Below are 25,937 nucleotides of genomic sequence, written 5' to 3' on the forward strand. Positions count from 1 at the left end.
GCCTCGCGTGCTTCAGTTCGCGGCCCAGAACGCGTACTCGGCCGAGTAGGGCGTGGAGGTTTGCTGGCCCGTGGTGCACGCGCCCTTCGGGGCGAGGCCGCCCTTGGTGGCCAGGCGCTGCACGTAGGTAACGGTGCCGAACACGCCCTTGCCGGTGTCCTGGTCGGACTTGAGCAGGATCTCGGGGATCGCGTCGGCGTGCTGCACGGCCTTGCCGGGCACGGCGGTGGCGGCGACCGTGCTGCCGTCCACAGTGGACGTCCACACCGGTCCCTTGCTGTGCAGGGCCACGGCCTTGCCGTTGTCGGACATGATGGCCGCGGGCTGGATCAGGGTCCACGCGCCGTCGGTGCAGCCGTAGATCTGCACGCCCTCGCCGTGGAAGGTGGCCACGCGCTTGTTGCCCGGCGGCACCTGCACCTGCGCGGGGGCCGCGATCACTTCGGGGGTGCCGCCCTGGGTCCCGGTCTGGTCCTGCGCCTGCGTTCCGGACTGGGCTCCGGCCGCCGCCTTCGCCGGCGCGCCCGGGTCGGCCGCCGCTGCCCCGGAGGCCGACGAACACGCCGTCGCACCGCCCAGGAGGATCATCGAACCCGCCGCCAGTGCCAGAGAAATCCGCTTCATCGTCCCCGCCTGATCCGGGCCCGTCATCCGGTGGCGGGCGCTCGTCAGGTGCACGAGCGCCCACCCCGGGACGGTTCACCCGATCGGGGAAAATTTCCCGACGGTGTGGTCAAGCGCCGGTCAGGCGGCGACTTCCGCCTTCGGCGCGTCGACCTCGGCGGCGTGCGGGTCGGCGTCGCGGTGGCGCAGCGCGAGCAGCCCGCCCACGACCATCGTGATCACCACGCCGACGAACGTGTACCAGTACGTGGCCAGCGGCACGAGCGTCTTCGTGGCCGCACCGAACTGGATGTGCACGGCCGTGGTGGCCTTGTCGAACTTGACGAACAGGATCAGGAACGCCATGCCCACGACCGAGCACGCGAACGCGACCACCGCGTCGGCCTGGCGTGCCTTCTTCACGATCAGGCCGAGGAAGAACGAGCCCAGCAGCGCGCCGTAGGTGTAGCCGACGATGCCGAGACCCTGCTGGATCACCGGGTCCTTGGAGTTGGTGAACAGCGACGCGAAGATCGCGAACACCACCGCCCAGATCAGCGTCCACATGCGACCGTGGCGCAGCAGCTTCGAGTCCTCCACCGAGCGGTGCGTGAAGCGCTGGTAGAGGTCGGCGATGGTCGAAGTGGACAGTGCGTTGAGCGCCGAGGCCAGTGCGCCCATCGTGGAGGCGAGGATGCCGGCGATGAGCAGACCGGCCAGGCCCACGGGCAGGTCGTTGACGATGAAGTTGGAGAACACGTCGTCGCCGGACATCTTCCCGGCCGCGACCGCGGTGGCCGTCGCGCCCGTCTTGCCGCCCGTGTAGACCCACAGCATCGCGCCGACCACCAGGAACAGCGCGAACTGCACGAACACCACGAAAGACGAGCCGATCAGCGCGCGCTGGCCGTCGCGCAGGCTCTTGGTCGACAGCAGCCGCCCGACGATCAGCTGGTCGGCGCCGTGCGACGCCATCGACAGGAACGCGCCGCCGACCACGGCGCCGATGAACGCGTACGGGCTGGTGATGATGTTCGACGTGAAGTCGGTGAGCTGGAAGCGGCCCTGGCTCGCGGCGATCGACGTCCAGCCGTCGGGCAGCTTGGTCGAGAGGAACACGACCGCGCCGATCGCGCCGAGGACGTAGAGCGACCACTGGATCACGTCGACCCAGATCACCGACTTGATGCCGCCGACGAACGCGTAGATGAGCGTGAGCGCGGTCAGCAGTACCACGATGTGCCAGTAGGACGTGTGGATGCCGTAGTGGTCGAGGATCGCCTTGATCGGGATGGCGCCGGCGAACAGCCGCAGGCCCTCGGCGAGCAGGCGCGTGATCACGAACGTGACCGACGCCGTGCCCTGCAGCCCGCGCCCGAAGCGGCGGCCGAGGAACTCGTAAGCGCTCACGTAGTTGCCGCGGAAGTAGCGCGGCAGCAGCACGAACGCGGCGACGATGCGGCCGAGGATGTAGCCGAACGCCACCTCGAGGAAGAGGAACTCGCTGCCGAAGACCAGGCCCGGCGTCGAGATCACCGTGAGTGTGGACGTCTCGGTGGCCACGACCGACAGCGTGACGGCCCACCACGGCATGCTGCGTTCGCCGACGAAGTAGTCGTTCGCGGACTTCTGTCTGCGACCGACCAGCACGCCGATGATCGGCATCGCCGCCAGGTACACGATGACGATCACCAGATCGACTGGGTTCATGGGGATTCTCCTACCGTCGTGCGCCAACTTCCGTGACCCGCAAGCGGTCCACGGTGCCCCCCAGTGGGGCCGGAAGGTTCAGGGGGTGTGCTCCGGGCGTGAGCGCGCCGAGCAGGCGGGGCCCGCGCGCGCCGGTCGCCGAAGGCAGTGTGGCCGGCACGCCGCACCAGCTCAGCCAGCCGAGCAGCGCGGTCAGGTACGCCTCTTTGCCCGCGCCGGGCAGGCCGAGCTCGTCGCTGGTGCGCAGGGCGACGCCGCGGAGGTTGCCGGCCAGCGCCGCCATCACGGCGGGGTTGCACATGCCGCCGCCGGACACGACGAGCGTCGCCGCGTGGTGGCGCCGGCATTCGGCGGCGACGGTCGCGGCGGTGAGCTCGGTGAGCGTCGCCAGGAGGTCTTCGCCGGTGAGTGGCGGGAGGCCGGCGAGGGCGGCGTCGAGGTAGGCGCCGTGGAAGTGCTCCTTGCCGGTGGACTTCGGTGGTGCGGCGGCGAAGTACGGGTCGGCGAGCAGCCGGTCGAGCAGGTCGTGGCGGACGGTGCCGGCCAGCGCGAGCTTCCCGTCGACGTCGGCGTGCTGCTCACCGCCGGTCACGCGGGCGGCGGCGAGGTCGAGCAACGCGTTGGCGGGGCCGGTGTCGTAGGCGAGCACGGCGTCGCGCTCGCCGACCACTGTGATGTTGGCGATGCCGCCGAGGTTGAGCGCGGCCACGGCCTCGCCCGTCTCTTCGGCGAGGCCACGCAGCCACCACGCGTCGAGCGTGCTGGCTAGCGGGGCGCCCTGGCCGCCCGCGGTGATGTCGCGGATGCGCAGGTCGGCGACGACGGGCGTGCCGGTGCGTTCGGCGATCCATGCAGGCTGGCCCAGCTGCAGCGTGCCGAGCGCCACGCCGTTCTCCACCCAGTGGTAGACGGTCTGGCCGAGCGAGGCGATCACGTCCACGGGCCCGTGCTCGGCGATGCCCCGTGCGGCGGCTTCGGCGAAGGCCTGCCCGACGCGGGTGTCGAGGACGGTGAGCGCCTCGGCGCTGCTCGGGTTGGGCGGCAGCGCGGCCAGCACGGCTTCGCGGGTTTCCGCGGTGAAGGGCACGTCGAGCTCGCCGAGCGGGGTGAGGACCACGATGCCGTCTTCGGCGTGCAGGTCGGCGACGGCGACGTCGATGCCGTCGACCGAAGTCCCCGAGAGGAGGCCGAGGACGCGGAAGCCGTGGGTTTTCATCCGGAGTGGTTTAGCCGGGGTGAAGCGGAGACGCAAGGCGAGTCGTGAAGTCTTGGCCGAATCGGAATTCGGCGTGTGATCCGTTGGCCTGAAGGCAGTAGCTCGGTGGGGTGTCCGGGGGAGCCGAGGAGCGGATGACAGGATGGGTGCGTGTCGAGCACCTGGTTCTGGATCGTCATCGTCGCCGTCGTCGTCCTGGTCGCCGTGCTGGTGTCCGGGCTGCTCATCGCACGTCGGCGGCGGATCAGCCTCGAACAGACGCGCAAGGTCGAGGAGAAGCCGAAGGGCGGCGGGTACACCGCGTCCGGCGGCATCACCTTCGCGCCGGGGGGTGAGGCCGACGCTGTCGCTGCGCCGGTGGAACCGGCCGAGCACCCGGTCGCGGACCGCCCGGAGGTCGACGGCCAGCCCGCCGTGGGCGACGACGCCGCGGTGCCGCGCGACTCCGACCAGCGCACGATGCGCGACGTCAAGTTGCCCGAGCCCGAGTCGGAGGGCCCCGCGGCCGCGCCGGTCGAGGGCACGGTGGAACCGATCGAGCCGGTCCTCCCGATCGAGGAGATCGACCCCGCGACCGGTCGCCTGGAGCGCCTGCGCGGGCGGCTGTCGAAGTCGCGCTCGATGTTCGGCCAGAGCCTGCTCGGCCTACTCGGCGCCGGTGACCTCGACGAGGACTCGTGGCAGGACGTCGAGGACTCGCTGCTCATCGCCGACCTCGGTGCCGCCACCACGACCCAGATCGTCGAACGTCTGCGGGACGAGCTTTCGCGCCGCGCGGTGCGCACGCCCGCCGAAGCGCGCGAAATGCTGCGCGAGGTCCTGACCGCTTCGCTGTCCACGGACGGCATCCGCGCCGTGCGCGCGCTGCCGCACGAGATCGACGGCCAGAAGCAGCCCGCCGTCGTGCTCGTCGCCGGCGTGAACGGCACCGGCAAGACCACTACCACCGGCAAGCTCGCGCGCGTGCTCGTCTCGCAGGGCTCCACCGTGGTGCTCGGCGCGGCCGACACCTTCCGCGCCGCGGCCGCCGACCAGCTCCAGACCTGGGGCGAACGAGTCGGCGCGTCGGTCGTGCGCGGCAAGGAAGGCGCCGACCCCGCGGCCGTCGCGTTCGACGCGGTGAGGCGCGGCATCGACGAAGGCGCCGACGCGGTCCTCGTCGACACCGCCGGCCGCCTCCACACCAAGACCGGCCTCATGGACGAGCTCGGCAAGGTCAAGCGCGTCGTCGAGAAGCAGGCGAAGGTCGACGAGGTCCTGCTGGTCCTCGACGCCACCACGGGCCAGAACGGCCTCGCCCAGGCTCGCGTGTTCTCCGAGGTCATCGACGTCACGGGCATCGTCCTTACCAAGCTCGACGGCACCGCCAAGGGCGGCATCGTCTTCCAGGTCCAGAAGGAGCTCGGGGTGCCGGTGAAGCTCGTCGGCCTCGGCGAGGGACCGGACGACCTGGCGCCGTTCGAGCCCGGCGCGTTCGTGGACGCCCTGCTCGGCTGAGGGTGAAATTCGCCCGTTGAGGTGATCAACGGGCGAAGAGCGCAGAAGCCCCGCCGGTCTCTGCCACGGTGATCACGTCGTGACAGCCGGACGAGGGGTTCGCGGGGATGACGGGCGGGTTCGACGCCGTAACGGAGGAGCTCGAGCGCGCCGCCGACACCATCGGTGACGTGGTCGGCGGCGCCGCGGGCCTGCTGTGGCAGGGGCCGAGCGGCGACTACGGCCACGCGGGCGTGCAGGCGGGCTGGGGCAGCTTCATCGCAGACATCGCGTCCGTCGTCGAAGGACTCACCGGCAAGGCCCACGGCCACGGCGAGGACCTGCGCACGGCGGCGGTCCGCTACGCGGGCGCCGACGACACCGCGAGCGACGCGATCGTGAAGACCGCGGCGAAGGCGTTCGGCGGGCCTTCGGACGGCGGCATCTTCGGCCCGCTCGGCGAGATCCTGCACAGGTCCGTCGGTCCGGCCGAAACCGAGAAGCTCGGTCCCGCGTGGACCGGCGGCGGGACCGGCCGCATCAGCGGGTCGATCGACGAACTCCCGCCGGACGTGATGAGCCCCGAGCGCTCCCGGGAGCTGTTCCCCGGTCCGAAGTCCGAGGTGGAGGGCCCTGGCCCCGTCGCCGAGGCGGACCGCGAAGGGCCGGTGTTCTGATGGCCGCCGAGCTGGGGGAGACGACCGACCCGAGGAACTCCTCCCGGGGGAACCGCGGTTCATCTCGGGTGACCTGAAGGAACTCGTCCGCAACATCCAGAGGATGGCCGCGATCTCCGATGGCCTGTCCGGTGTCGACGCGAAGCAGTGGACCGGCGAGGCGAGCGACCGGTTCCGCGAGACGTTCGGCCAGGAACCAAAGAAGTGGTGCGACACCATCGGCGTGCTGGGCACCGGCGCCAACGCCCTCGCGGACTACGGCGACGCTCTCACCCGCAGCCAGTCCGAAGCCCAGCGGGCGATCGAGCTGTACACGCAGGGGCAGGCGGCCACCCGGGCCGCGTCTGCGCTGTGGACCGTGCAGGCCTACCAGGCCCTCACCGGAGGACATGCGGTCCCGGCCTTCGCCGACCCCGGCCAGTCCGCGACGCAGGAGGCCGAGCGGATCCTGAGGGCCGCCCGCGCCGCTCTCGAAGCGGCAGGCGGTTCCACGGCGAAGAAGCTGGGCTTCGAGAAGAAGGACGACGGGACTTACTCCAAGGATCTCGGCAAGACCCACGAGTTCGGCGCCGAGGAGCGCGACACAAAGAAGACGAAGAAGTGGGACCCTGACAAGAAGGAATGGGCCGAGGTCGAGGAGGACCCCGGTGGCTGGCAGGACCACAAGGGCGGCAAGAACTACACCCGCGAATGGGGTTCGCAGTCCGACGGCATGCTCACCGACAAACTCGGCGGCCTGCTCGAAAAGCTCGGCATCGACACGTCGGAGAGCACCGTGTCGGCCTCGGCGAGCGTCGACCTGGTCGACGGTTCGCTCGACGGCAAGTTCGGCGACGGGACCTTCGGCGGCAGCGGCAAGATCGAGGGCGCGGCACTGGGAGCCGGGGCCGAGGCCCACGCGGGGGCTTCAGCGCTCGGCCTGACTGCGGGCGCGTCGGCCGAGGCGTATTTGGCCAAGGGCAGCGCACAAGGCGAAATTCACTACGGCGACCACGTTGCGGTGAAGGGCGACGCCTCGGCGGAAGTCGGGGCCAAGGCGTCCGCTCAGGGGTCGCTCGGCTGGTCGGGGATGCAGGGCAGCGTCGAGGGGTTCGCGGGCGGCCGCGTCGAGGGCAACGTCAGCGCCGAGGTCGCCGGTGTCACCGCCGGTGCGCACGGCGAGGCGTGGGCTGGTGTCGGGGCCGAGGCGAGCGGCCAGTTCGGCATGGGAGACGACGGGAAGTTCCACGTCGGCGCTTCGGTCGGCGTGGCCCTGGGTATCGGTGGCAAGGTCGGGTTCGACCTCAGTATCGACCCGGGTGAGGTCGTCGACACCGTGCAGGACGTGGCCGGTGACGTCGCCGACGTGGCGTCCGACGTCGGGCATGGAATCTCGGACGCGGCGGGCGCCGTCGGCGACTTCCTCGGCTTCTGAGCAGAACCAGCAGATTTGGAGCAGACACAGTGGCAGGCACCTTCCCCGTCCCGATCGTGTTCGAGCTGCCGGACGGGTGGCGCTCGGTTCCCCCCGACGAGGTCGGCACGCCGGACGCGGCGTTCGTCGCGCTGAACCCCGCGTCGGCTCGGGAGGGGTTCACGGCGAACGTCACGATCACCGGCGAGCTGCGTGAGGACGACGTCGCGCTCACCGCCGTCGGCGACGAGGCCGTGGAGAAGCTGCGCGCGGCCGGCGCCCAGGGCGTGCAGCTCGGGCGGCGCAACGAGGTCGGCTCGGCGGAGAACCCGGGTCTCACGCAGGCGGTGAAGCTGACCGTCGGGCTCAAGGGCAAGCAGGTGGATCTCGTGCAGTTCCAGGTGTTCCTGGCGATGCGCGACCAGCGGGACCCGCAGCGGCGCGCGGTGCTGCACGTGGTGCTGTCGGCCTTGCTGGAGAACCAGTTCGAGCACGTGATCGACGACTTCCAGAAGTTCCTAGCCACGATCAAACCGGAGCAGGCGGCATGAACGACACCGCGCGGCAGCTGCTGGCGCGCATCGAAGCGATCGACGCGGCCGCGACCGACAACCGCCTGCGGGCCGAGGCGTACCAACGGGTCGCCGACGAGCTCAAAGACGCCATGGGCACCGCGACCTCGCCCGACGGCGTGGTCACCGTGGTCGCCGGTCCCGGCGGCGCGATCGCGTCGGTCACCTTCAGCGAACGCGCCCGCGAGACCGATCCCGCCGTGCTGTCGGCGGACGTGCTGCGAGCGATCGACGAAGCGCAGGCCGCGGCGGCGCGGATGCAGGCTGACGTGGTGCGCCGCGGCCTCGGCAGCACGGAGTTCCTCGACCGCGTGCTCGACTCCGACGAGCAGCTCTTCGGTGCTCCTCGCCCGACCTCGGTGGCTCCGCCGCCGCGTCCGCCGGTTCGCGAGGCGCCGCCGGAGGGCGAGTTCGACGACTTCTCCGTGTACGACCAGGAATCGACCCGGTGAGTGTCGCGCTGATCCTCGTGATCGTCATCGGCGGCACGCTCCTGATCGCGGCCGCGGTGACCTGGTTCGTGGTGTGGAACAACCGGAGCATGCAGCGCGCCGAAGCCGGGGTGCTGCAGCGGTTGAACCAGGAAGCGCCGCGGCGTGGCTGGCGGTACGAGGAGCGCAACGACTCCTATTGCGTCTACTACAACGAAGGTGACCAGCACCTGCAGCGTTCCTTCGCGGACGAGCTGTTCTCGCCGACCAGTGTGTTCGCCCAGCCGCCCGAGGCGTTCGAAGCGCACGAGATCGTGAGCGGGACGCACCGGGGACGTTCCTTCCTCTGCGCCAGGTTCAAGGTGCGCCAACGCGGAGTGGCCACCTATTACGCGCGAGCCGTGTGGGTGCGCACTCCGAAACTCGGCCCGGCCCTGCAGGTGGGCCCGGCGGTGCGGCTGGAGAGCCGCGTGAACGCCTCGATCGGACGCGGCGACCTTCGAGTGGGCGACGCCGAGTTCGATGAGCGCTACGAGGTGCTCACCGGCGACGATCGCTTCGCGCGTGCGGTGCTGGCACCGCCGGTCACCCACTTCCTGAAGACCGACCCCCGCCAGTTCCGGGGATTCTCCTTGTTCGGCGCGAACTTCGAGGTCTACGACCGCCTCGCCGATCACCGTGATCCCGAAGAACTCGTCGCCGCATTGGATTTGCGGTGCGACCTGCTCGAGCTGATTCCGCGTTCCGTCTGGGCCTAGAGGAGGCAAACAGTGTTGCGTCGGGTGGTTGTCGCAGTGTGCGGTATCGCGTTGGTGGCCGGGTGTCCCGCGCACGTGGAGGTGCAGCGGAAGGTGGCGAAGGCCGACCTGGAGCAGGGGATCGCCGACGCGTTGCAGCGGTCGATCGGGCAGCGGCCGGACTCCGTCACGTGCCCGGGGTCGATCGACGCGAAGGTCGGGCAGCAGATGCGCTGCGAGCTGAGTGCCGGCACGACCCGGGCCGGTCTCACGGCGACCGTCAACACCGTGAACGGCAGCGACGTCCGCTACTCCGTGAAGGTCGATGACCACGTCATCTGCAATTGAGGTGACACACCGGCCCGCGCCGGCGCACACTCCTGCCATGGATTGACGCCCGCGTGGACCGCCCCGTTTCCCCTCGTCACCCGAACACACCCGAGACGAGAGGAAACCCGGTCATGACCATCGAAGGCCCGCGCGTCCGCCTGCGTCCGCTCACGCGGGACGATCGGCAGTGCGCCCAGGAAATCCTGTCCACGCCCGAAGTCGCGCGGTGGTGGGGCGAAGCCGTGCACGAGGTCGAAAGCCTCCTCGAGGAGGAAGCCGGCTTCTCCAGCTACGCCATCGAGCTCCACGGGGAGGTCGTCGGGCTCATCCAGAGCTCCGAGGAGCTCGACCCGCAGTACCGCCACGCCGGCATCGACATCGCCGTCGCCCCGAGCCACCACGGCCGCGGCCTCGGCGCGGAGGCCATCCGCGTGCTCGCCGCGCACCTGTTCGCCCAGGGCCACCACCGCCTGACGATCGACCCGGCCGCGGCCAACGAGAAGGCCGTGCACGTGTACACCAAGCTCGGCTTCCGGCCCGTCGGCCTGCTGCGCCGGTACGAACGCGGCCCCGACGGCACCTTCCACGACGGCCTGCTCATGGACCTGCTCGAAGGCGAGCTCAGGTGACCGGCAGCTGCTGCGAAAGCCGGTCGGCGATCTTCTGCACGACGGGCGCGATACTCGCCACCGCGTCCGCGGTCAGCCGGCCCGACGGACCGGACACGGACACCGCCGCGGGCACCGGCATGCCGGGCACCGCGACGGCGACGCACCGGACCCCGAGCTCCTGCTCCGCCTCGTCCAGCGCGTAGCCCTGCGAAGCGATGCGAGTGAGCTCCGCTGCGAGTGCTTCGGGGTCGGTGTAGGTGTGTTCGGTGTACGAGGGCATGCCCGTGCGCGCCAAAAGCGCCGCGACGTCGTCGGCGGGCAGCTGCGCGAGCATCGCCTTGCCGACCCCGGTGCCGTGGGGCAGCAGGCGCCGGCCGACTTCCGTGAACATGCGCATGGAGTGTTTCGAGGGCACCTGGGCCACGTACACGACCTCGTCGCGCTCCAGCACGGCGAGGTTGGCCGTCTCGCCGACCTCCTCCACAAGCTCGACCAGCAGCGGCCGCGCCCACGAGCCGAACTGCATGCTCGCGTTCTCGCCGAGGCGGATGAGCCGCGCGCCGAGGGCGTAGCGACGGTTGGTGTTCTGCCGGACGTACCCGAGGTCCACGAGGGTGCGGATCAGCCGGTGAATGGTCGGCATCGGCAGCCCCGACAGGGTCGCGAGCTCCGACAGGCTGGCCTCCCCGCCCGTGTCCGCGAGGTGCTCCAGCAGCTCGAACGCGCGCTGCAGGGACTGGACGCCGCCGTCCCGTCCGCCTTTCTCAGCTGCCACCGGTGGTCCTCCTCACAGGTCCTCTTCACAGACGCGTTTGAGCTTCCGCTATGCAGAAACTATAGTCCGTCAGGTAAAAACCGTAGGGACGTTATCCAAGAACGACTCGGGGTGTTTCGCATGTCTGAAGTCCAGGTCCTCGGCGGCTCGGTGGAGCGCGGCGACGAGATCCTGACGCCGGAAGCCCTCGCCTTCCTGGCGGGGCTCCACGACGCCTTCGCGGCGCGCCGGGACGAGCTGCTCGCGGCCCGCGGCAAGCGCCGCGAAGAGGCCCGCACGACCGGCCGGCTCGACTTCCTGCCGGAGACGAAGGAGATCCGCGAAGGCGACTGGAAGGTCGCCGAGGCGCCGCCGGCGCTGCGTGACCGCCGCGTGGAGATCACCGGTCCCACCGACCGCAAGATGACCATCAACGCGCTCAACTCCGGCGCCAAGGTGTGGCTCGCCGACTTCGAGGACGCCAACACGCCGCACTGGGCCAACGTCGTGTCCGGCCAGGTCAACCTGTCCGACGCCATCCGTGAGACCATCACGCTGGAGAGCGGTGGCAAGAGCTACGCACTGAAGGACGACGTCGAGCACGCCACCATCGTGGTGCGCCCGCGCGGCTGGCACCTCGACGAGCGCAATCTCACCTTCGGCGGTCGCCAGGGCGTCGGCGCGCTGGTCGACTTCGGCCTCTACTTCTTCCACAACGCGGCTGAGCTGCTCAAGCGCGGCAAGGGACCGTACTTCTACCTGCCGAAGATGGAGAGCCACCTCGAGGCGCGGCTGTGGAACGACGTGTTCACCCACGCCGAGAAGGCCCTCGGCATCGAGCACGGCACCGTCCGCGCCACCGTGCTGATCGAGACGATCCCGGCCGCGTTCGAGATGGAGGAGATCCTCTACGAGCTGCGTGAGCACGCGTCGGGCCTCAACGCCGGCCGCTGGGACTACCTGTTCAGCGTGATCAAGTACTTCCGCGACGCCGGTGAGAAGTTCGTGCTGCCGGACCGTAACTCGGTGACCATGACCGCGCCGTTCATGCGTGCCTACACCGAACTGCTCGTGGCCACATGCCACCAGCGCGGCGCGTTCGCGATCGGCGGCATGGCGGCGTTCATCCCGAGCAAGGACCCGAAGGTCAACGAGGGTGCGTTCGAGAAGGTCCACGCCGACAAGGCGCGCGAGGCCGCCGACGGGTTCGACGGCTCCTGGGTCGCGCACCCCGGCATGGTCGCCCTCTGCAAGGAGGAGTTCGACAAGGTCCTCGGCGACAAGCCGAACCAGCTCGAGCGCACCCGCGACGAGGTCAGCGTCACGGCCGACCAGCTCCTGGACGTCGCCTCGACGCCGGGCAACGCCACCGCGGCCGGCCTGCGCGCCGCCGTCGAGGTCGGCATCCGCTACATCGCCTCCTGGCTGAGCGGCAACGGCGCGGCGGCCATCCACAACCTCATGGAGGACGCGGCCACGGCCGAGATCTCCCGTTCGCAGGTGTGGCAGTGGGTCAAGAACGGCACGCGGCTCGACACCGGCGACACGGTCACCGCGGAGCTCGTGCGCGGCGTGCTGGCCGAGGTGCGCGGTGAGCTGTCGGCCGAGGTCTCCGAAGACGTGCTCACCCCGGCCGTCGAGCTGTTCGAGCAGGTCGCGCTGGCCGACGAGTTTCCGGACTTCCTCACACTCCCGGCCTACGAGCACATCAAGTAATGCGGGACGGCAGGCTCACCGAGGACGTCTACACCGCCGCCGACGCGCGCCTGGCCGAGGCCGACGCGCGCGTCGCGGCGCTGTACCCCGGTGAGCCGCCGGGTCGCCGGCCCGTGCACACCGTGTACGTGCCGGCGTCCCAGTACCGCACCCGCCTGGTCGCCGACTGGGGCAAACAGGCCATGCGGGTGTTCGTCGAGCGCGGTGACGTGCTCGGCCTCGACGCGGACGTCGCCGAGCGCGTGCGCACGAAGCTGCTCACCGAGCCGATCGAGGACCTGCGGATCGACTTCGAGGACGGTTACGGCACCCCGGGCGACGAAGCCGAGGACGCCGCCGCGCTGGCCGCCGGGCAGACACTCGCGACCACGGGCGGCACGCCGTTCGTGGGCATCCGCTTCAAGAGCTTCGAGGCCACCACCCGCCGACGCGGCATCCGCACCCTGGACCTGTTCCTGAACGGTTTGCTCAGCAACGGCGACCTTCCCGACGGCTTCGTGGTCACGCTGCCGAAGGTCACCGCCGTCGAGCAGGTCTCGGTGGCGGCCGAAGTGCTCGGGCAGCTGGAGGTCGCCCACGGCCTGGCTGAGGGCACGCTGCGCTTCGAGGTACAGATCGAGACCGCGCAGTCCATCCTCGCCCACGACGGCACCGTCACCGCGGCCCGCATCATCCAGGCCGCCGCCGGCCGCTGCTCCGGCCTGCACTACGGCACCTACGACTACAGCGCGGGCCTTGGCATCGGCGCCGCCTACCAGAGCATGGCCCACCCGGCCGCGGACTTCGCGAAGCACCTCATGCAGGTCGCGGCCGCCGGCACCGGCGTACGCCTCTCCGACGGCTCCACCAACCGCCTACCCCTCGGCGACGACCTGCCCGGCGCCTGGGCCGAACACCTGCGCTTGGTCCGCCGCTCCCTGGAAAACGGCTTCTACCAGGGCTGGGACCTCCACCCGAACCAGCTGCCGACCCGCTTCGCCGCCACCTACGCCTTCTACCGGGAAGGTTTCCCCGCCGCGGTGAAACGCCTCAGCGACTACGCCTCCCAAGCCTCGACCGGCGTCCTCGACGAACCGGCCACCGCCGAGGCCCTCGCCCGCTACCTCCTCGGCGGCCTGCACTGCGGCGCCCTGGAAGCGGCCGAACTCCCCTTCGACGCCGCGACCCTCGACCGCTACGCCCGCCGCCTGGCCTGACGCGCCCCGCCCGGCCGCACGCCAACGCCACATTCCTTGCGCCCAACGCACCGAACGCCGCATTGGTTGCGCTGAGCGCACCGAACGCCACATGGGGGCGCTCGGTCACCACCCACCGCCACTCGCCCACCCAACTCACTAACCACCCAGGCCGCGCCACCCCCACCAACCGGCGCCCACCCACCCAGCGGAACCTGCACCCAGCCCCGCCCCGGCACCCCGATCCGAAGCCTCCGTCAACACAATCCAGCTTCGGGGTGCACACCCCACGCAACACGCCCTGCGCGGACCGAGAGCCCACGACACGCCCCGCGCGGGCCTGCACCCCCAACCGACCCAGCCCACCCCCAGGTAGGCTCGCGGCCGTCCTTCTGGTGTGGGGTGGGAAAGGAAAACGCAACACCATGTCTCAAGAAGCGGCGACTCAAGCAGCACAGCCCGAAACCCTGGAATTCCAGTCCGAGGCCCGCCAGCTGCTCCAGCTGATGATCCACTCGATCTACTCGAACAAGGACATCTTCCTCCGCGAGCTCATCTCGAACGCCTCCGACGCCCTCGACAAACTCCGCCTCGAGACCTACCGCGACAAGGACCTCGAAGCCGACACTTCGGACCTCCACATCGAGCTCACCCTCGACAAGGACGCCCGGACCCTCACCGTCCGCGACAACGGCATCGGCATGAGCCGCGACGACGTGGTGAACCTCATCGGCACCATCGCCAAGTCCGGCACCGCCGAGTTCCTCCGCAAGCTCAAGGAATCCCAAGACGCGGCCGGCTCCCAGGACCTGATCGGCCAGTTCGGCGTCGGCTTCTACGCCAGCTTCATGGTCGCCGACAAGGTCACCCTCGTGACGCGCAAGGCGGGCACCGCCGACGGCGTGCGCTGGGAGTCCGAGGGCGAGGGCACCTACACGATCGAGCCGGTGGCCGACGCGCCGCAGGGAACCGCGGTCACGCTGCACCTCAAGCCGGCCGACGACGAGGACCACCTCTTCGACTACACGTCGGAGTGGAAGGTCCGCGAGATCGTGAAGCGGTACTCCGACTTCATCACCTGGCCCGTGCGGATGGCCAAGCAGACCGGCCCCTTGGACGCTGCCGAAGAAAGCTCCGAAGAGGGCGTTGAAGAACGCGCCGAGCCGGAGTTCGAGACCGTCAACTCGCGCAAGGCGCTGTGGGCCCGGCCCTCGTCGGAGGTGTCCGACGAGGAGTACCAGGAGTTCTACAAGCACATCAGCCACGACTGGAACAACGCCCTCGAGACCGTCCGCATGCAGGCGGAGGGCACGTTCGAGTACCAGGCGCTGCTGTTCATCCCCTCGCGGGCGCCGATGGACCTGTTCATGCGGGACGCGAAGCGCGGCGTGCAGCTGTACGTGAAGCGCGTGTTCATCATGGACGACTGCGAAGCGCTCATGCCGAACTACCTGCGCTTCATCAAGGGTGTGGTCGACGCGCAAGACCTTTCGCTCAACGTCTCGCGCGAGATCCTGCAGCAGGACCGCCAGATCCGCGCGATCCGGCGGCGCTTGGAGAAGAAGGTTCTCTCCACGATCAAGACGATGATGACCGAGGACGCCGAGAAGTACGCCACGTTCTGGCGCGAGTTCGGCCGCGCGGTGAAGGAGGGTCTGCTCGACGACCCGGAGAACCGCCCGGCCATCCTCGACATCTCGTCGTTCGCGTCCACGCACCACGCGGAGAAGCCGACCTCGCTGCGCGACTACGTCTCGCGGATGAAGGAAGGCCAGGAGCACATCTACTACCTCACCGGCGAGTCGCGCACGGTGATCGAGAACTCGCCGCACCTGGAAGCGTTCCGCGCCAAGGGGTACGAGGTGCTCATCCTCACCGACCCGGTCGACGAGATGTGGGTCGACGGCGTGGGCGGGTTCGAGGAGAAGTCGTTCCAGTCCGTCGCCAAGGGTGAGGTCGACCTCGGTGGCGACGAGACGTCCGACGAGCAGAAGGCCGAGTACGAGGACCTGCTCAAGTGGATGTCGGCGACGCTCGCCGACAGCGTCAAGGAGGTTCGCCTGTCCGCGCGGCTGACCACCTCGCCATCGTGCATCGTGGGCGACTCGGGCGACATGACGCCGACGCTGGAGAAGATGTACCGCGCGATGGGCCAGGAGCTGCCGCAGATCAAGCGGGTGCTGGAGCTCAACCCGGAGCACGCGCTGGTCTCCGGGCTGCGCAAGGCCTTCGCGGAGAACCCGGCCGACGGTTCACTGGCCGAGACGGCGGAGCTGCTGCACGGCATGGCGCTGCTGGCCGAGGGCGGCGAGCTGGCCGACCCGGGCCGGTTCCTGAAGCTGGTCGCCGACCGGGCCGCGAAGGCTCTCTGACCATCGGTCCGTGAAGGGCACCTCGAGGGGCTCCGATCCCCTTGCGGTGCCCTTCACGGTGGTTCAGGACTCCGAGGCGAGCGCCAGGTAGACGTCGACCTGGGCGACGAAGTCCGTGAGGTCCACGCCGAGCAGCTCGGCGGCGCGGCCGATGCGGTAGCGCAGGGTGTTCACGTGGATGTGCAGGGTTTTCGCCGCGCGCGTGGGGGAGCCGGAGCACTCGAGGAACACGCGCACGGTGCGCACGAGGTCCGAGTGCTGCTCGGCGTCGTAGTCGAGCAGCGGGCCGAGCAGGCGCCGGCGCAACGCGGTGCGCAGTTCGGTCGACGTGCCGGCGAGCAGGAGTTGGTGTACGCCGAGCGCGGCGGCGGGAACGACCACCACGTCGCCTTCCCGATCCGCCGCGAGGGAAAGTGCGTGGCGCGCCACTTCGAACGCGCCGCGTGATTCCGCCGCGGGGACGGGGTCGCTGACCCCGGCGAGGATCCGCGTCGCGCGCAGGAGAGGTTCCACTGTGGACAGAGCGGTCACCGCGTCGTCGGCCCAGTCGGCGGGCCACGAACCGTCGTCGGCGACGAGGGCTGCCGTGTGGTCGCGGCCGCCGGTGGGCCTGATCGCTTCTGTGGAGATGGCCGAGCCTGTCGTGGCCAGGAGTTCGACCAGGACGTCGTCGGCCTCCGCGCTGCCTTCCGTTCGCAACGCGACCGCGCGGACGTTCCCGCTGAGCGGTGCCGGCGACGGCCGAGACCGCGCGCGAGCCAAGCCCACGAGCCCGGCCAGCTCCTCGGCGAGCTCGGTCTGCGCGGTGCTCAGCGGCCCGTCGACGGCGAGCAGCCACGGCACGGCGTGGCGGCTCGCCACCGGCAGCACGGTCAGGCCGCCCGCCGCCGTCGGCCGGGCACGGTCGGCGGCGAACTGGCGCACCGGCTCGGCCGCCGACACCGGCAGCGGCGCCGTGCCGGCCACTACGCGGGGCACGCCCGAGAGCACCCAGCACGCCGTGCCGAGTTCTTCGGCCGCGCGGGCCAGCAGGTCCTCCAGCGGCGCGTCCTCCGCGGCGGCGGTGAGCAAGCGTTTGCGCGCCCCGTCGGCGGCGGCCGCGAGCGCGAGCACCACGCGTTCGGTGACCACGGCGAACGACAGGTCCGGTGGCACCTCCAGCAGCGGCACGCCGTGGCGGGCGCACGTGTCGATGACGTCTTCCGGGATGCCACCGGCGTCGGCACCCGACGCGGCCAGCGCGGCGGCGCCCCCGGCGGCGAGCGCCGCCACGAACGGCTCGGCGTCGCCCGGCGCGCGCCACCACAGCAGCCCGGACAGCACGAGCTCGCCCGCCGTCAGGTAGCGGCCCGGGTCCGGCAGCTCGGTCACGTAGATCCGTGTGACGGCTCGATCGAGCAGGTCCGCGGCGGTGCTCGGGTGCGGGCGCAGGCCGGGCAGGCCCAGCAGGGTTCTCACGGTCGTCATCAGACTTGTAGGAAAGCACAACCGGGTGGTCTTCCGCTGGGGCGGCTTTCATGGCGGGGCACCGTTGCCGCGCGGGCGCGTTCGGCGTGTACTGGGACATCAGCCCGAGGGGAGGAGCTCGAGCGTGGATTTCCTGCGACCCGCCAATCTGGCCGAGGCACTGGCCGTGAAGGCCGAACGCGCCGACGCGGTGCCGATCGCCGGCGGCACGGACGTGATGGTCGAGCTGAATTTCGACCACCGCCGCCCCGCCGCGCTGCTCGATCTCACCGGTGTCGCGGAGCTGGCGGAGTGGTCCACTTCGGACGCCACGTTTTCGGGCAGCCCGCACTCGGGAAGCACCGTCCGGCTCGGTGCGGCCGTGCCTTATTCGCGCGTGATCACCGAGCTGGGTGAACCGTTGCCGGCCTTGGCGATGGCCTCGCGCACGGTCGGTTCGCCGCAGATCCGCAACCGCGGCACGGTCGGCGGCAACCTCGGCGCCGCGTCACCGGCCGGCGACACGCACCCGGTACTGCTGGCGCTCGGCGCGCGGGTGGAGGTCGCGTCCGTCCGGGGCACTCGGGTGCTGCCGGCGGAGGAGTTCTACCTCGGCGTGAAGCGCAACGCCCTGGAGCCCGACGAGCTGATCACCGCCATACACCTGCCCGCGCACGCGGGTCCGCAGCAGTTCGCGAAGGTCGGCACGCGCAACGCGATGGTGATCGCAGTCTGCTCCTTCGCGGTGAACCTGCGGCCTGCGCAGCGCGAGGTCGGCGCCTCCGTCGGGTCCGCCGCCCCCACCCCGCTCCGGGCCCACGCGGCCGAGGAATTCCTCGCCGCCGAGCTGCCGTGGGACGCGCCCGTGGCGTTGGCGGACTCACTGAAACGGCGCTTCGGCGAGCTCGTGGCCGAGGCCGCCGCGCCGATCGACGACGTCCGCGGCAGCGCGGACTACCGCAGACACGCCCTGGCCGTGCTCGCTCGGCGCACGTTGACCTGGGCCTGGGACGAACATCGGGGGAGTGAGCGCACGTGCGCGTGAACGTGACCGTCAACGGCGAGGCCCGCGAGGCCGACGACGTGTGGGAAGGCGAGAGCCTGCTCTACGTGCTGCGCGAGCGGCTCGGCCTGCCGGGCTCGAAAAACGCCTGTGAACAGGGTGAGTGCGGGGCCTGCACGGTGTACCTCGACGACGTGCCGGTGTGCTCGTGCCTCGTCGCGGCGGGCCAGGTCGAGGGCCGCTCCGTGCGGACGGTCGAAGGACTCGCCGAGGGCGACAAGCTGGATCCCGTGCAGCAGTCCTTTCTGGACAACGGCGCCGTGCAGTGCGGTTTCTGCACGCCTGGCCTGGTGGTCGCGGCTCACGACCTGCTCAACCGCGTGGCCCGGCCCAGCGACGAGGAGATCCGCGAGGCGCTGGCCGGGAACCTGTGCCGGTGCACGGGTTACGAGAAGATCCTCGACGCCGTGCGGGCCGCTGCCGTTGTGAAGGCGGGCGTCGCATGAGGACGGTCGTCAAGAACGCCGCGATCGCCACGGTCAGCGGCCCCGAGTACGACTCGGGGTACGTGCTCGTGGACAACGGCGTGATCGCCGAAGTGGGCGAAGGCACCTTCACCGGCGACGCCGAGGAGCACGTCGACGCGACAGGCTGCCTCGTCACGCCGGGCCTGGTCAACACCCACCACCACCTCTACCAGTGGGCCACGCGCGGGATGGTGGCCGACTCCACACTGTTCGAGTGGCTCGTCGCGCTCTACCCCGTGTGGGGCCGGCTCGACGCTGAGATCACGCACGCCGCGGGCACCGCCGGGATGGCGCGGCTCGCGCTCACCGGCTGTACGACCGTCGCCGACCACCACTACGTCTTCCCGCGCGACGGCGGCGACCAGGTCGAGGCGCTCGTCGCCGCCCGGCAGCGCATCGGCGTGCGGCTGCACCTCGTGCGCGGCTCGATGGACCGCGGCGAGCCCGACGGTGGCCTGCCGCCGGACAACCTCGTCGAGGGCACCGATGCCGCGCTGCTCGGCACGGAGGCGGTGATCGACCGGTTCCACGACTCGTCGCCCGACGCGCACCTGCGGATCGCGGTCGGCCCGTGCTCGCCGTTCTCCGTCACCGAGCGGTTGATGACCGGCGCGGCGGACCTGGCGCGCCGCAAGGGCGTGCGGCTCCACACGCACCTGGCCGAGACGCTCGACGAGGAACGCCAGTGCCTGGCCGAGGTCGGCTGCACGCCGGCCGAGTACGCGGACAAGCTCGGCTGGCTGGCGGGTGACGTCTGGCTCGCGCACACCATCCACCTCTCGCCCGACGCGATCCGCCGCTTCGGCGCGACCGGCACGGGCTCGGCGCACTGCCCCACGTCCAACGGCCGCCTCGGCGCGGGCATCGCTCCCGTGCGCGACCTGCTGGACGCCGGCGCGCCCGTGGGCCTCGGGGTCGACGGCGCCGCGTCCAACGAGTCCGGCGGGCTGGGCGAGGAACTGCACCAAGCGCTGCTGCAGGCTCGCCAACGCGGCGGGCCGACGGCGCTGACCACCCGGGAAGCGCTTTGGCTCGCCACGATGGGCGGCGCGCGCTGCCTCGGCCGCGACGCCGAGCTGGGCTCGATCGAGGCGGGCAAGCTCGGCGACCTCGCCGTGTGGGACCTGTCCGGGCTCGGCTACGCGGGCATCACCGACCCGGTCGCCGCGCTCGTGCTGGGCGCGACCCCGCCGTTGGCGCGGCTGCTCGTGGGCGGCCGGACCGTGGTGGAGCACGGCGCGCTGCGTGAGGAGGACGAGTCCGTGATCGCCCGTGACCTGGGTGCCGCGAGCGCCCGGCTGCGGGAGGACCGATGACGACCACCACCACTTCGCAGGCCACCGGCACTACCAACGGTGTCGGCGCCGACGCGCCCAGGCCCGACGGCACGGTGAAGGTGCGCGGCGAGTTCGCGTACTCCTCGGACCTGTGGCACGAGGACATGCTGTGGGGCGCGACCCTGCGCAGCCCCCACCCGTACGCGCGGATCACCGGGATCGACCTCACGGAAGCCCTTGCGGTGCAAGGGGTTTACGCGGTGCTGACCCACGAGGACGTGCCCGGCGTCAACCGCTACGGGCTGGAGCACGCCGACCAGCCGGTGCTGGCCGACGACGTCGTGCGCTACCAAGGCGAGCCCGTGGCGCTCGTCGCCGCCGACCACCCGGAGACGGCACGGCGGGCGATGAAGCGGATCAGGGTGACGTATGAACAGCTGTCGCCGGTCACCAGCTCCGAGGCGGCGGTGCGGGGCGAGGGTCCGTCGCTGCACGACGGCGGGAACGTGGTGCGGCATGTGCGGATCCGGCGTGGCTCTTCCGACGTGCCAGCCGAGGTCGTGGTGTCCGGCGTGTACGAGGTCGGCATGCAGGACCAGGCCTTCCTCGGGCCGGAGTCGGGCCTCGCGGTACCGGACACGGTCGGTGGCGTGGACCTGTACGTCGCGACGCAGTGGCTGCACGTGGACCAGCAGCAGATCGTCGCGGCGCTCGGGCTGCCGGTCGAGAAGGTGCGGCTGACGCTCGGCGGCGTCGGCGGGGCGTTCGGCGGCCGCGAGGACCTGTCGATGCAGGTGCACGCGTGTCTGCTCGCGCTGCATACCGGCAAGCCGGTGAAGATGGTATACAACCGCGAGGAATCCTTCTACGGCCACGTCCACCGGCATCCGGCGAAGATGTACTACGAGCACGGCGCCACCTCCGACGGCCGGCTCGTGTACGTCCGTGCGCGCCTGTTCCTCGATGGCGGCGCGTACGCGTCGTCCACCGGTGCGGTGGTGGCGAACGCGGCGACGCTCGGCGTCGGACCGTACACAGTGGACAATGTGTCGGTCGACTGCTGGGGTGCCTACACGAACAACCCGCCGTGCGGCGCGATGCGCGGCTTCGGCGCGGTGCAGGCCGCGTTCGGCTACGAGTCGCAGATGGACAAGCTGGCCGCCGCGTGCGGCCTCGACCCGGTCGAGCTGCGCATCCGCAACGCGATGACCGAGGGCGCCGTGATGCCGACGGGCCAGGTCGTGGACTCGGCCGCGCCCGTCGCCGAGCTGCTGGAACGCTTGCGGGCCAGGCCGTTGCCCGCCGCGCGCTCGTTCGACCTGCGCCACCTGCCCGGCGGCGTCTCCAACACCACGCACGGCGAAGGCGTCGTGCGCGGCGTCGGGTATGCCGTGGGGATCAAGAACGTCTGCTTCTCCGAGGGCTTCGACGACTACTCCACCGCGCGCGTGCGGCTGCAGCTCGTCGGCGGCGAGCCCGCGGCCACCGTGCACACCGCGGCGTGCGAGGTCGGGCAGGGGCTCGTGACGATCATGCAGCAGATCGTGCGCACCGAGCTCGGCGTGGAGCAGGTGACCGTGCTGCCCATGGACACCTCCATCGGCAACGGCGGGTCGACGTCGGCCTCGCGCCAGAGCTACGTGACCGGCGGCGCCGTGCAGGCCGCTTCCGCCGCCGTGCGCGCACGCGTCCTGGCCCACGCCGGGCTTCCCGCTTCGACGCGCGCGGCCGGCGGCAAGCTCGTCGCGGCCGACGGCGTGGTGCTGGCGGATCTCGCGTCGGTGCTGGGCTCCTCGACGTTCGACGAGGCGGTCGAATGGCGCCACCGTCCCACCTATCCGCTCGACCCCGGCACCGGCCAGGGGACCGCCCACGTGCAGTACGGCTTCGCCGCCCACCGCGCCGTGGTCGACGTGGACGTGGAGCTGGGCCTGGTCAAGGTCGTCGCCCTCGACTGCGCCCAGGACGTCGGCCGCGCGCTCAACCCGCAGGCCGTCCTCGGTCAGATCCAGGGCGGCTCCGCCCAGGGCCTCGGCCTCGCCGTCATGGAGGAAATCCAGGTCGACGCCGGCCGCGTCCGCAACCCTTCCTTCACCGACTACCTCATCCCCACCGCCCTCGACATGCCCCCGATGTCCATCGACGTCCTCGAACGCCCCGACCCCCACGCCCCCTACGGCCTCCGCGGCGTCGGCGAACCGCCCACCATCTCCTCCACCCCGGCCATCGTCGCCGCCATCCGCGCCGCGACGGGCCTGGCGCTCACCCGGGTGCCGGTCAGGCCGGAACACCTGACGGGGACGTAGGGCCCGGCGAATTCGCCGGGGCCGGGCCGACCGGCCGGGCCCACCTGCCCACGGACCTCGCTGCGGCGGTGGTCGCCGGACTGAGCGCCGGCGCGCCGGGCATGCTCACCGTGGACCAGGCCGCCTTCGATCTCAGGTATTCGTCCACTGTGGCGTCCGAGCAAGCCGCGGCTGCGTTGCCGGAGCCGCTATTGCCGGTTCCGAGCCGGGGTGTCGGGTTGGTGGATGGCGAGCTGGCGGGCGTCGCGGCGCCGTGGTTGAGTCGACGCGGAACGTCCGATGTGGATCAGACGGGGAGTGCGCATGCCGGACCGCGGACACGAGCGGCTGTTCAACGCGTTGACGACGAAAGGCACGGCGTTCACCCACGACGAGCGGCGGGAGCTCGGCCTGCTCGGGCTGCTGCCGGTCGCAGAGAAGACGATCGGCGAGCAGGTGGCGCACACCTACCAGGAGCTCGCGCGCCAGCAGGCCGAGCTGGACAAGCACGTGTTCCTGCGCGGGCTGCAGGACCGCAACGAGACGTTGTTCTACCGGCTGCTCACCGAGCACCTCGAGGAGACGCTCCCGATCGTCTACACGCCCACCGTAGGCGAGGCGTGCCAGCGGTTCAGCGAGATCTACCGGCGCCCGCGCGGGCTGTACGTGGCCTATCCCGACCGCGAACACCTCAGGGAAGTGCTCAGGAACCGGCCGCGGCGAAACGTCGACGTCATCGTGGTCACCGACGGCCAGCGCATCCTCGGGCTGGGCGACCAGGGCATCGGCGGCATGGGCATCCCCATCGGGAAGCTGTCGCTGTACACGCTCATCGGCGGCATCGACCCCGCGCGCACGTTGCCGATCGTGCTCGACGTGGGCACCGACAACGTCGAGCGCCTCGAAGACCCGCAGTACCTCGGCTGGCGCCACCGTCGCATCGGCGACGTCGAGTACTACGCATTCGTCGACGACTTCGTCGCGGCAGTGCGCGAAGAGCTGCCCGAGGTGCTGCTGCAGTGGGAGGACTTCGCCACCGCGCACGCCGAGCCCATCCTCGAGCGCTACCGCGACCGCATGCTCACCTTCAACGACGACATCCAGGGCACCGCCGCCGTCGCGCTCGGCGCGCTGCACGGCGCGGCGAAGGTGGCCGGGCGGCCGCTGTCCCAGCAGCAGGTCGTGATGCTCGGTGCGGGCTCGGCCGGGATCGGCGTGCTCGACATGGTCCGCCAGGAGATGGTCGTGCAGGGCCTGTCCGACGCGGAGGCGGCCGAGCGGATCTGGGTCGTCGACATCGTGGGCGTGCTGACCGACGACCGCACCGACCTGTCGGAAAGCCAGCGCCGGTTCGCCCAGCCCGCCGCGAAAACCCGGGGCTGGACCGGCACCGGGCTGGCCGACGTCGTGCACAACGTCGACGTCGGCGTGCTGCTGGGCCTCTTGACGGCGGCGGGTGCGTTCACCGAGGACCTCGTGCGCGAGCTGGCCGCCAAGACCGACCGGCCGATCATCTTCCCGCTCTCCAACCCCACCAGCCGCGCCGAGGCGCACCCGCGTGAGCTGGACGAGTGGACCGACGGGCGCGCCCTCGTCGCCACCGGGTCGCCGTTCGCGCCGATCGAGCGCGACGGCAAGCAGCGCCGCGTCGCGCAGTGCAACAACGTCTACATCTTCCCGGCCATCGGCCTGGCCGTCACGGCCTGCGGCGCCACCCGCGTGACAAACGCGATGATGCGCGTCGCCGCGAAGACGCTCGGCGAGGCGTCACCCGCCCTCGCCGACCCGGACGAACCGCTGCTGCCGGCGTGGGACGACGTGCCGGAAGTCGCCACGCGGATCGCCATCGCGGTCGCCGAGCAGGCCGTGAAGGACGGCGTCGCCCGGCCGGACGACCACCTCGCCGAGACGGTCCGGCGAGCCCGCTGGACGCCCGAGTACCGCTAGCGCTTCTTCCCGTCGTGCCCCAGCTCGCCCAGGATCCGCCGGGCCACGTCGACCACGGCGGCACCCGCGACCGCCATCGGTTCCGGCGAACGCATCGAGCGCGCCAGCACGAACGCGCCCTCCAGGCTGGTGATCAGCGCGATCGTCAGCACCCGCGCCTGCTCGGCCGGCAGCCCGAACGCGGCGAACTTCTCCGTGCCCGCGTCGATCCACGCCGTGAACACGTCGGCCGTCGCCCGGCGCAGTGGTTCGCTCGTCGTCGCGACCTCCAACGCCACCGTGGCGATCGGGCAGCCCTCGACGTAGTCGGTGTCCAGCAGGGTCGTCACGCCGGCCGCGAAGAACGCCTCGATGCCGGCGACCACGTCGGGCGCCGGGGCGATGAAGAGATCGTAGAGCTGTGCGTACTCCATCCCCGACGTGCGGATGACCGCTTCGGCGAGCTGTTCCTTGCCGCCGGGGAAGAAGTGGTACAGCGAGCCGAAGGGCGCGCCGGCGTTCTCGACGATCTGCTTCACGCCAGTGCCGGTGTAGCCGCCGCGGCGGAACAACTCCGCGCCCGCGGCCAGGATGCGGTCCTTCGTGCCTGTCACGGCACCGAGGATAGCTCCGTGGCGGTAGAGCGTTCTATCAACCGCTCGCCGAACACCAGGTTCAGCACCACGGCCGTGAGGCAGCCCGCGCTGATCCCGGAGTTCAGCACCACCTGCAGCGCCGCCGGAAAGCCCGAGCAGAAACCCGGCATCGCGATGGGAATCAGGCCCACGCCCCAAGACGCGGCCACGATCGCGACGTTGCCCGGGTGCTCGGACGACGCCTTCGCCAGCGTCCGCACCAGCCCGATGTTCTGCGCGAACGCCGTGCACGCGAACCCGCCGAACACGGTGCTCACGGCGGTGGCGAGCCCGTCTGCAGCAGGCCTTCGGCCAGGGTCCGGCTCGTGGTGGGCCGTCCGACGATCTCGCCGAGCGCCAGCAGGTCGGCTGTGCTCTCGGCCATGACCACGAGCATCACGATGAACATCGCCACGATCGCCGCGATGTCGAACGCCGGCCTGCCGAAGTGGAACGGTGTGGCGACGCCGAACACGGGCGCCTGGTTGAGTGTCGATGTGTCGATTTCGCCCAGCGGCCCACGCCAGCAGCGTCCCGGCGACGAGGCCCACCAGCAGCGCAATCCGGCTCCAGAAACCCGTGAGGAACCGCGTGAACACCAGCACCGCGACCAGCGTGACGCCCGCCAGCAGCAGCCCGCTCGGTCGCGCGGCCGGTTGCTGCGCCGAAATCCACTGCACGGCCACGGGCAGCAGCGAGACGCCGATGAGCGTGATCACGGTCCCCGTCACCACCGGTGGGAAGAACCGCGTGAGCTTGGCGAAGAACGACGCGGCCAGCACCACGAACACACCGCCGGCGAGCGTCGCGCCGTAGACGACGCCCAGCGCGTTGCCGACGTGCTGCTGCGCGATCGAGAGAATCGGCGCGACGGACGCGAAGGTGACGCCGTTGACCAGCGGCAGCCGCGCGCCGAAGCGCCACACGCCGAGCGTCTGCAGGAGTGTCGCGAGGCCGGCGGTGAAGAGGGACGCGCTGATGAGCAGGCTCAGCTGCCCGGGCGAGAGCCCGACGGCCGCGCCGATCACCAGCGGCGGGGCCACCACGCCGGCGTACATCGCCGCC

General features: G+C 70.9%; 23 protein-coding genes and 1 pseudogene. 16 read left to right on the forward strand and 8 right to left on the reverse strand.

The window, feature by feature from the left end; all coding sequences use genetic code 11:
- Positions 1 to 12: 12 nt before the first annotated feature.
- The 3 genes from AB0F91_RS22005 to AB0F91_RS22015 form a co-directional block, all read right to left on the reverse strand.
- Positions 13 to 624 (reverse strand): DUF3455 domain-containing protein, encoded by a 612-nt coding sequence (locus tag AB0F91_RS22005; RefSeq protein ID WP_360599898.1) that lies wholly within the window; start codon positions 622 to 624, stop codon positions 13 to 15.
- Positions 625 to 744: 120 nt separating this feature from the next.
- Positions 745 to 2,313: a sodium:solute symporter gene (locus tag AB0F91_RS22010; RefSeq protein ID WP_360599900.1), complete on the reverse strand. Its 1,569-nt coding sequence runs from the start codon at positions 2,311 to 2,313 to the stop codon at positions 745 to 747.
- Positions 2,314 to 2,323: 10 nt separating this feature from the next.
- Positions 2,324 to 3,529: an anhydro-N-acetylmuramic acid kinase gene (locus AB0F91_RS22015; protein ID WP_360599902.1), complete on the reverse strand. Its 1,206-nt coding sequence runs from the start codon at positions 3,527 to 3,529 to the stop codon at positions 2,324 to 2,326.
- Between the two features lie 150 nt (positions 3,530 to 3,679).
- On the opposite strand from AB0F91_RS22015, the gene ftsY reads away from it, so the two are divergent.
- From ftsY to AB0F91_RS22055, 8 genes are all read left to right on the forward strand, one after another.
- Positions 3,680 to 5,026 (forward strand): signal recognition particle-docking protein FtsY, encoded by a 1,347-nt coding sequence (gene ftsY, locus AB0F91_RS22020; protein WP_360599904.1) that lies wholly within the window; start codon positions 3,680 to 3,682, stop codon positions 5,024 to 5,026.
- Between the two features lie 107 nt (positions 5,027 to 5,133).
- Complete coding sequence (locus tag AB0F91_RS22025; protein WP_360599906.1) at positions 5,134 to 5,682, forward strand: hypothetical protein; 549 nt, start codon at positions 5,134 to 5,136, stop codon at positions 5,680 to 5,682.
- Positions 5,639 to 7,096 carry a putative T7SS-secreted protein gene (locus tag AB0F91_RS22030; protein ID WP_360600204.1) on the forward strand — a complete coding sequence of 486 codons (1,458 nt, stop codon included), beginning with the start codon at positions 5,639 to 5,641 and terminating at the stop codon, positions 7,094 to 7,096. Before AB0F91_RS22025 ends, AB0F91_RS22030 begins: the two co-directional genes overlap by 44 nt.
- 29 nt (positions 7,097 to 7,125) lie before the next feature.
- On the forward strand, positions 7,126 to 7,626 hold the full coding sequence (locus AB0F91_RS22035; protein WP_360599908.1) for a hypothetical protein: 501 nt from the start codon (positions 7,126 to 7,128) through the stop codon (positions 7,624 to 7,626).
- Positions 7,623 to 8,099, forward strand: coding sequence for a YbaB/EbfC family nucleoid-associated protein (locus AB0F91_RS22040; RefSeq protein ID WP_360599910.1), 477 nt, complete (start codon positions 7,623 to 7,625; stop codon positions 8,097 to 8,099). Before AB0F91_RS22035 ends, AB0F91_RS22040 begins: the two co-directional genes overlap by 4 nt.
- Entirely contained in the window at positions 8,096 to 8,836 is a 741-nt protein-coding gene (locus AB0F91_RS22045; RefSeq protein ID WP_360599912.1) for a hypothetical protein, read from the forward strand. The genes AB0F91_RS22040 and AB0F91_RS22045 overlap by 4 nt, the downstream gene beginning before the upstream one ends.
- Positions 8,837 to 8,848: 12 nt before the next feature.
- Positions 8,849 to 9,163 carry a DUF4333 domain-containing protein gene (locus AB0F91_RS22050; RefSeq protein ID WP_360599914.1) on the forward strand — a complete coding sequence of 105 codons (315 nt, stop codon included), beginning with the start codon at positions 8,849 to 8,851 and terminating at the stop codon, positions 9,161 to 9,163.
- A 113-nt stretch (positions 9,164 to 9,276) separates the two neighbouring features.
- Complete coding sequence (locus tag AB0F91_RS22055) at positions 9,277 to 9,774, forward strand: GNAT family protein (protein ID WP_360599916.1); 498 nt, start codon at positions 9,277 to 9,279, stop codon at positions 9,772 to 9,774.
- Here AB0F91_RS22055 and AB0F91_RS22060 read toward each other — a convergent pair.
- On the reverse strand, positions 9,767 to 10,531 hold the full coding sequence (locus AB0F91_RS22060) for an IclR family transcriptional regulator (RefSeq protein ID WP_360599918.1): 765 nt from the start codon (positions 10,529 to 10,531) through the stop codon (positions 9,767 to 9,769). The two genes, AB0F91_RS22055 and AB0F91_RS22060, sit on opposite strands and share 8 nt — an antisense overlap.
- 120 nt (positions 10,532 to 10,651) lie before the next feature.
- Between AB0F91_RS22060 and aceB the strand changes: the two genes are divergently transcribed.
- The 3 genes from aceB (at position 10,652) to htpG (ending at position 15,773) form a co-directional block, all read left to right on the forward strand.
- Positions 10,652 to 12,226: a malate synthase A gene (aceB, locus tag AB0F91_RS22065; RefSeq protein ID WP_360599920.1), complete on the forward strand. Its 1,575-nt coding sequence runs from the start codon at positions 10,652 to 10,654 to the stop codon at positions 12,224 to 12,226.
- On the forward strand, positions 12,226 to 13,422 hold the full coding sequence (locus AB0F91_RS22070; protein WP_360599921.1) for an aldolase: 1,197 nt from the start codon (positions 12,226 to 12,228) through the stop codon (positions 13,420 to 13,422). The genes aceB and AB0F91_RS22070 overlap by 1 nt, the downstream gene beginning before the upstream one ends.
- 404 nt (positions 13,423 to 13,826) lie before the next feature.
- Positions 13,827 to 15,773: a molecular chaperone HtpG gene (gene htpG, locus AB0F91_RS22075; protein WP_360599922.1), complete on the forward strand. Its 1,947-nt coding sequence runs from the start codon at positions 13,827 to 13,829 to the stop codon at positions 15,771 to 15,773.
- 63 nt (positions 15,774 to 15,836) lie between these two features.
- Here htpG and AB0F91_RS22080 read toward each other — a convergent pair whose 3' ends face one another.
- Positions 15,837 to 17,240 carry a helix-turn-helix domain-containing protein gene (locus tag AB0F91_RS22080; RefSeq protein ID WP_360599924.1) on the reverse strand — a complete coding sequence of 468 codons (1,404 nt, stop codon included), beginning with the start codon at positions 17,238 to 17,240 and terminating at the stop codon, positions 15,837 to 15,839.
- Positions 17,241 to 17,364: 124 nt separating this feature from the next.
- Between AB0F91_RS22080 and AB0F91_RS22085 the strand changes: the two genes are divergently transcribed.
- The 5 genes from AB0F91_RS22085 (at position 17,365) to AB0F91_RS22105 (ending at position 24,258) form a co-directional block, all read left to right on the forward strand.
- Entirely contained in the window at positions 17,365 to 18,264 is a 900-nt protein-coding gene (locus tag AB0F91_RS22085) for an FAD binding domain-containing protein (RefSeq protein WP_360599926.1), read from the forward strand.
- Positions 18,255 to 18,728, forward strand: a complete 474-nt coding sequence (locus AB0F91_RS22090) for a (2Fe-2S)-binding protein (protein ID WP_360599928.1) — start codon at positions 18,255 to 18,257, stop codon at positions 18,726 to 18,728. Before AB0F91_RS22085 ends, AB0F91_RS22090 begins: the two co-directional genes overlap by 10 nt.
- On the forward strand, positions 18,725 to 20,065 hold the full coding sequence (locus AB0F91_RS22095) for an 8-oxoguanine deaminase (protein WP_360599930.1): 1,341 nt from the start codon (positions 18,725 to 18,727) through the stop codon (positions 20,063 to 20,065). Before AB0F91_RS22090 ends, AB0F91_RS22095 begins: the two co-directional genes overlap by 4 nt.
- On the forward strand, positions 20,062 to 22,332 hold the full coding sequence (pucD, locus tag AB0F91_RS22100; protein WP_360599932.1) for a xanthine dehydrogenase subunit D: 2,271 nt from the start codon (positions 20,062 to 20,064) through the stop codon (positions 22,330 to 22,332). Before AB0F91_RS22095 ends, pucD begins: the two co-directional genes overlap by 4 nt.
- Positions 22,333 to 22,635: 303 nt before the next feature.
- Positions 22,636 to 24,258, forward strand: a complete 1,623-nt coding sequence (locus AB0F91_RS22105; protein WP_360599934.1) for an NAD-dependent malic enzyme — start codon at positions 22,636 to 22,638, stop codon at positions 24,256 to 24,258.
- On the opposite strand, the gene AB0F91_RS22110 is transcribed toward AB0F91_RS22105, so the two are convergent.
- From AB0F91_RS22110 to AB0F91_RS22120, 3 genes and pseudogenes are all read right to left on the reverse strand, one after another.
- Positions 24,255 to 24,851 (reverse strand): TetR/AcrR family transcriptional regulator, encoded by a 597-nt coding sequence (locus AB0F91_RS22110; RefSeq protein WP_360599936.1) that lies wholly within the window; start codon positions 24,849 to 24,851, stop codon positions 24,255 to 24,257. The genes AB0F91_RS22105 and AB0F91_RS22110 overlap by 4 nt on opposite strands.
- Complete coding sequence (locus AB0F91_RS22115) at positions 24,848 to 25,150, reverse strand: hypothetical protein (protein ID WP_360599938.1); 303 nt, start codon at positions 25,148 to 25,150, stop codon at positions 24,848 to 24,850. Before AB0F91_RS22115 ends, AB0F91_RS22110 begins: the two co-directional genes overlap by 4 nt.
- Positions 25,147 to 25,930, reverse strand: a pseudogene (locus AB0F91_RS22120) (solute carrier family 23 protein). The gene AB0F91_RS22115 and the pseudogene AB0F91_RS22120 overlap by 4 nt, the downstream one beginning before the upstream one ends.
- Positions 25,931 to 25,937 lie beyond the last annotated feature (7 nt).

Source organism: Amycolatopsis sp. NPDC023774 (assembly GCF_040639695.1).
Lineage (GTDB): Bacteria > Actinomycetota > Actinomycetes > Mycobacteriales > Pseudonocardiaceae > Amycolatopsis.

What these genes read in the sequence shown, in the direction of transcription:
- AB0F91_RS22055 (WP_360599916.1), top strand. Translation starts at nt 9,277, where the DNA reads ATGACCATCGAAGGCCCGCGCGTCCGCCTGCGTCCGCTCACGCGGGAC.
- AB0F91_RS22005 (WP_360599898.1), bottom strand. Translation starts at nt 624, where the DNA reads ATGAAGCGGATTTCTCTGGCACTGGCGGCGGGTTCGATGATCCTCCTG.
- AB0F91_RS22070 (WP_360599921.1), top strand. Translation starts at nt 12,226, where the DNA reads ATGCGGGACGGCAGGCTCACCGAGGACGTCTACACCGCCGCCGACGCG.
- AB0F91_RS22025 (WP_360599906.1), top strand. Translation starts at nt 5,134, where the DNA reads ATGACGGGCGGGTTCGACGCCGTAACGGAGGAGCTCGAGCGCGCCGCC.
- AB0F91_RS22080 (WP_360599924.1), bottom strand. Translation starts at nt 17,240, where the DNA reads ATGACGACCGTGAGAACCCTGCTGGGCCTGCCCGGCCTGCGCCCGCAC.
- AB0F91_RS22105 (WP_360599934.1), top strand. Translation starts at nt 22,636, where the DNA reads ATGCCGGACCGCGGACACGAGCGGCTGTTCAACGCGTTGACGACGAAA.
- AB0F91_RS22095 (WP_360599930.1), top strand. Translation starts at nt 18,725, where the DNA reads ATGAGGACGGTCGTCAAGAACGCCGCGATCGCCACGGTCAGCGGCCCC.
- htpG (WP_360599922.1), top strand. Translation starts at nt 13,827, where the DNA reads ATGTCTCAAGAAGCGGCGACTCAAGCAGCACAGCCCGAAACCCTGGAA.
- pucD (WP_360599932.1), top strand. Translation starts at nt 20,062, where the DNA reads ATGACGACCACCACCACTTCGCAGGCCACCGGCACTACCAACGGTGTC.
- aceB (WP_360599920.1), top strand. Translation starts at nt 10,652, where the DNA reads ATGTCTGAAGTCCAGGTCCTCGGCGGCTCGGTGGAGCGCGGCGACGAG.
- AB0F91_RS22015 (WP_360599902.1), bottom strand. Translation starts at nt 3,529, where the DNA reads ATGAAAACCCACGGCTTCCGCGTCCTCGGCCTCCTCTCGGGGACTTCG.
- AB0F91_RS22010 (WP_360599900.1), bottom strand. Translation starts at nt 2,313, where the DNA reads ATGAACCCAGTCGATCTGGTGATCGTCATCGTGTACCTGGCGGCGATG.
- AB0F91_RS22040 (WP_360599910.1), top strand. Translation starts at nt 7,623, where the DNA reads ATGAACGACACCGCGCGGCAGCTGCTGGCGCGCATCGAAGCGATCGAC.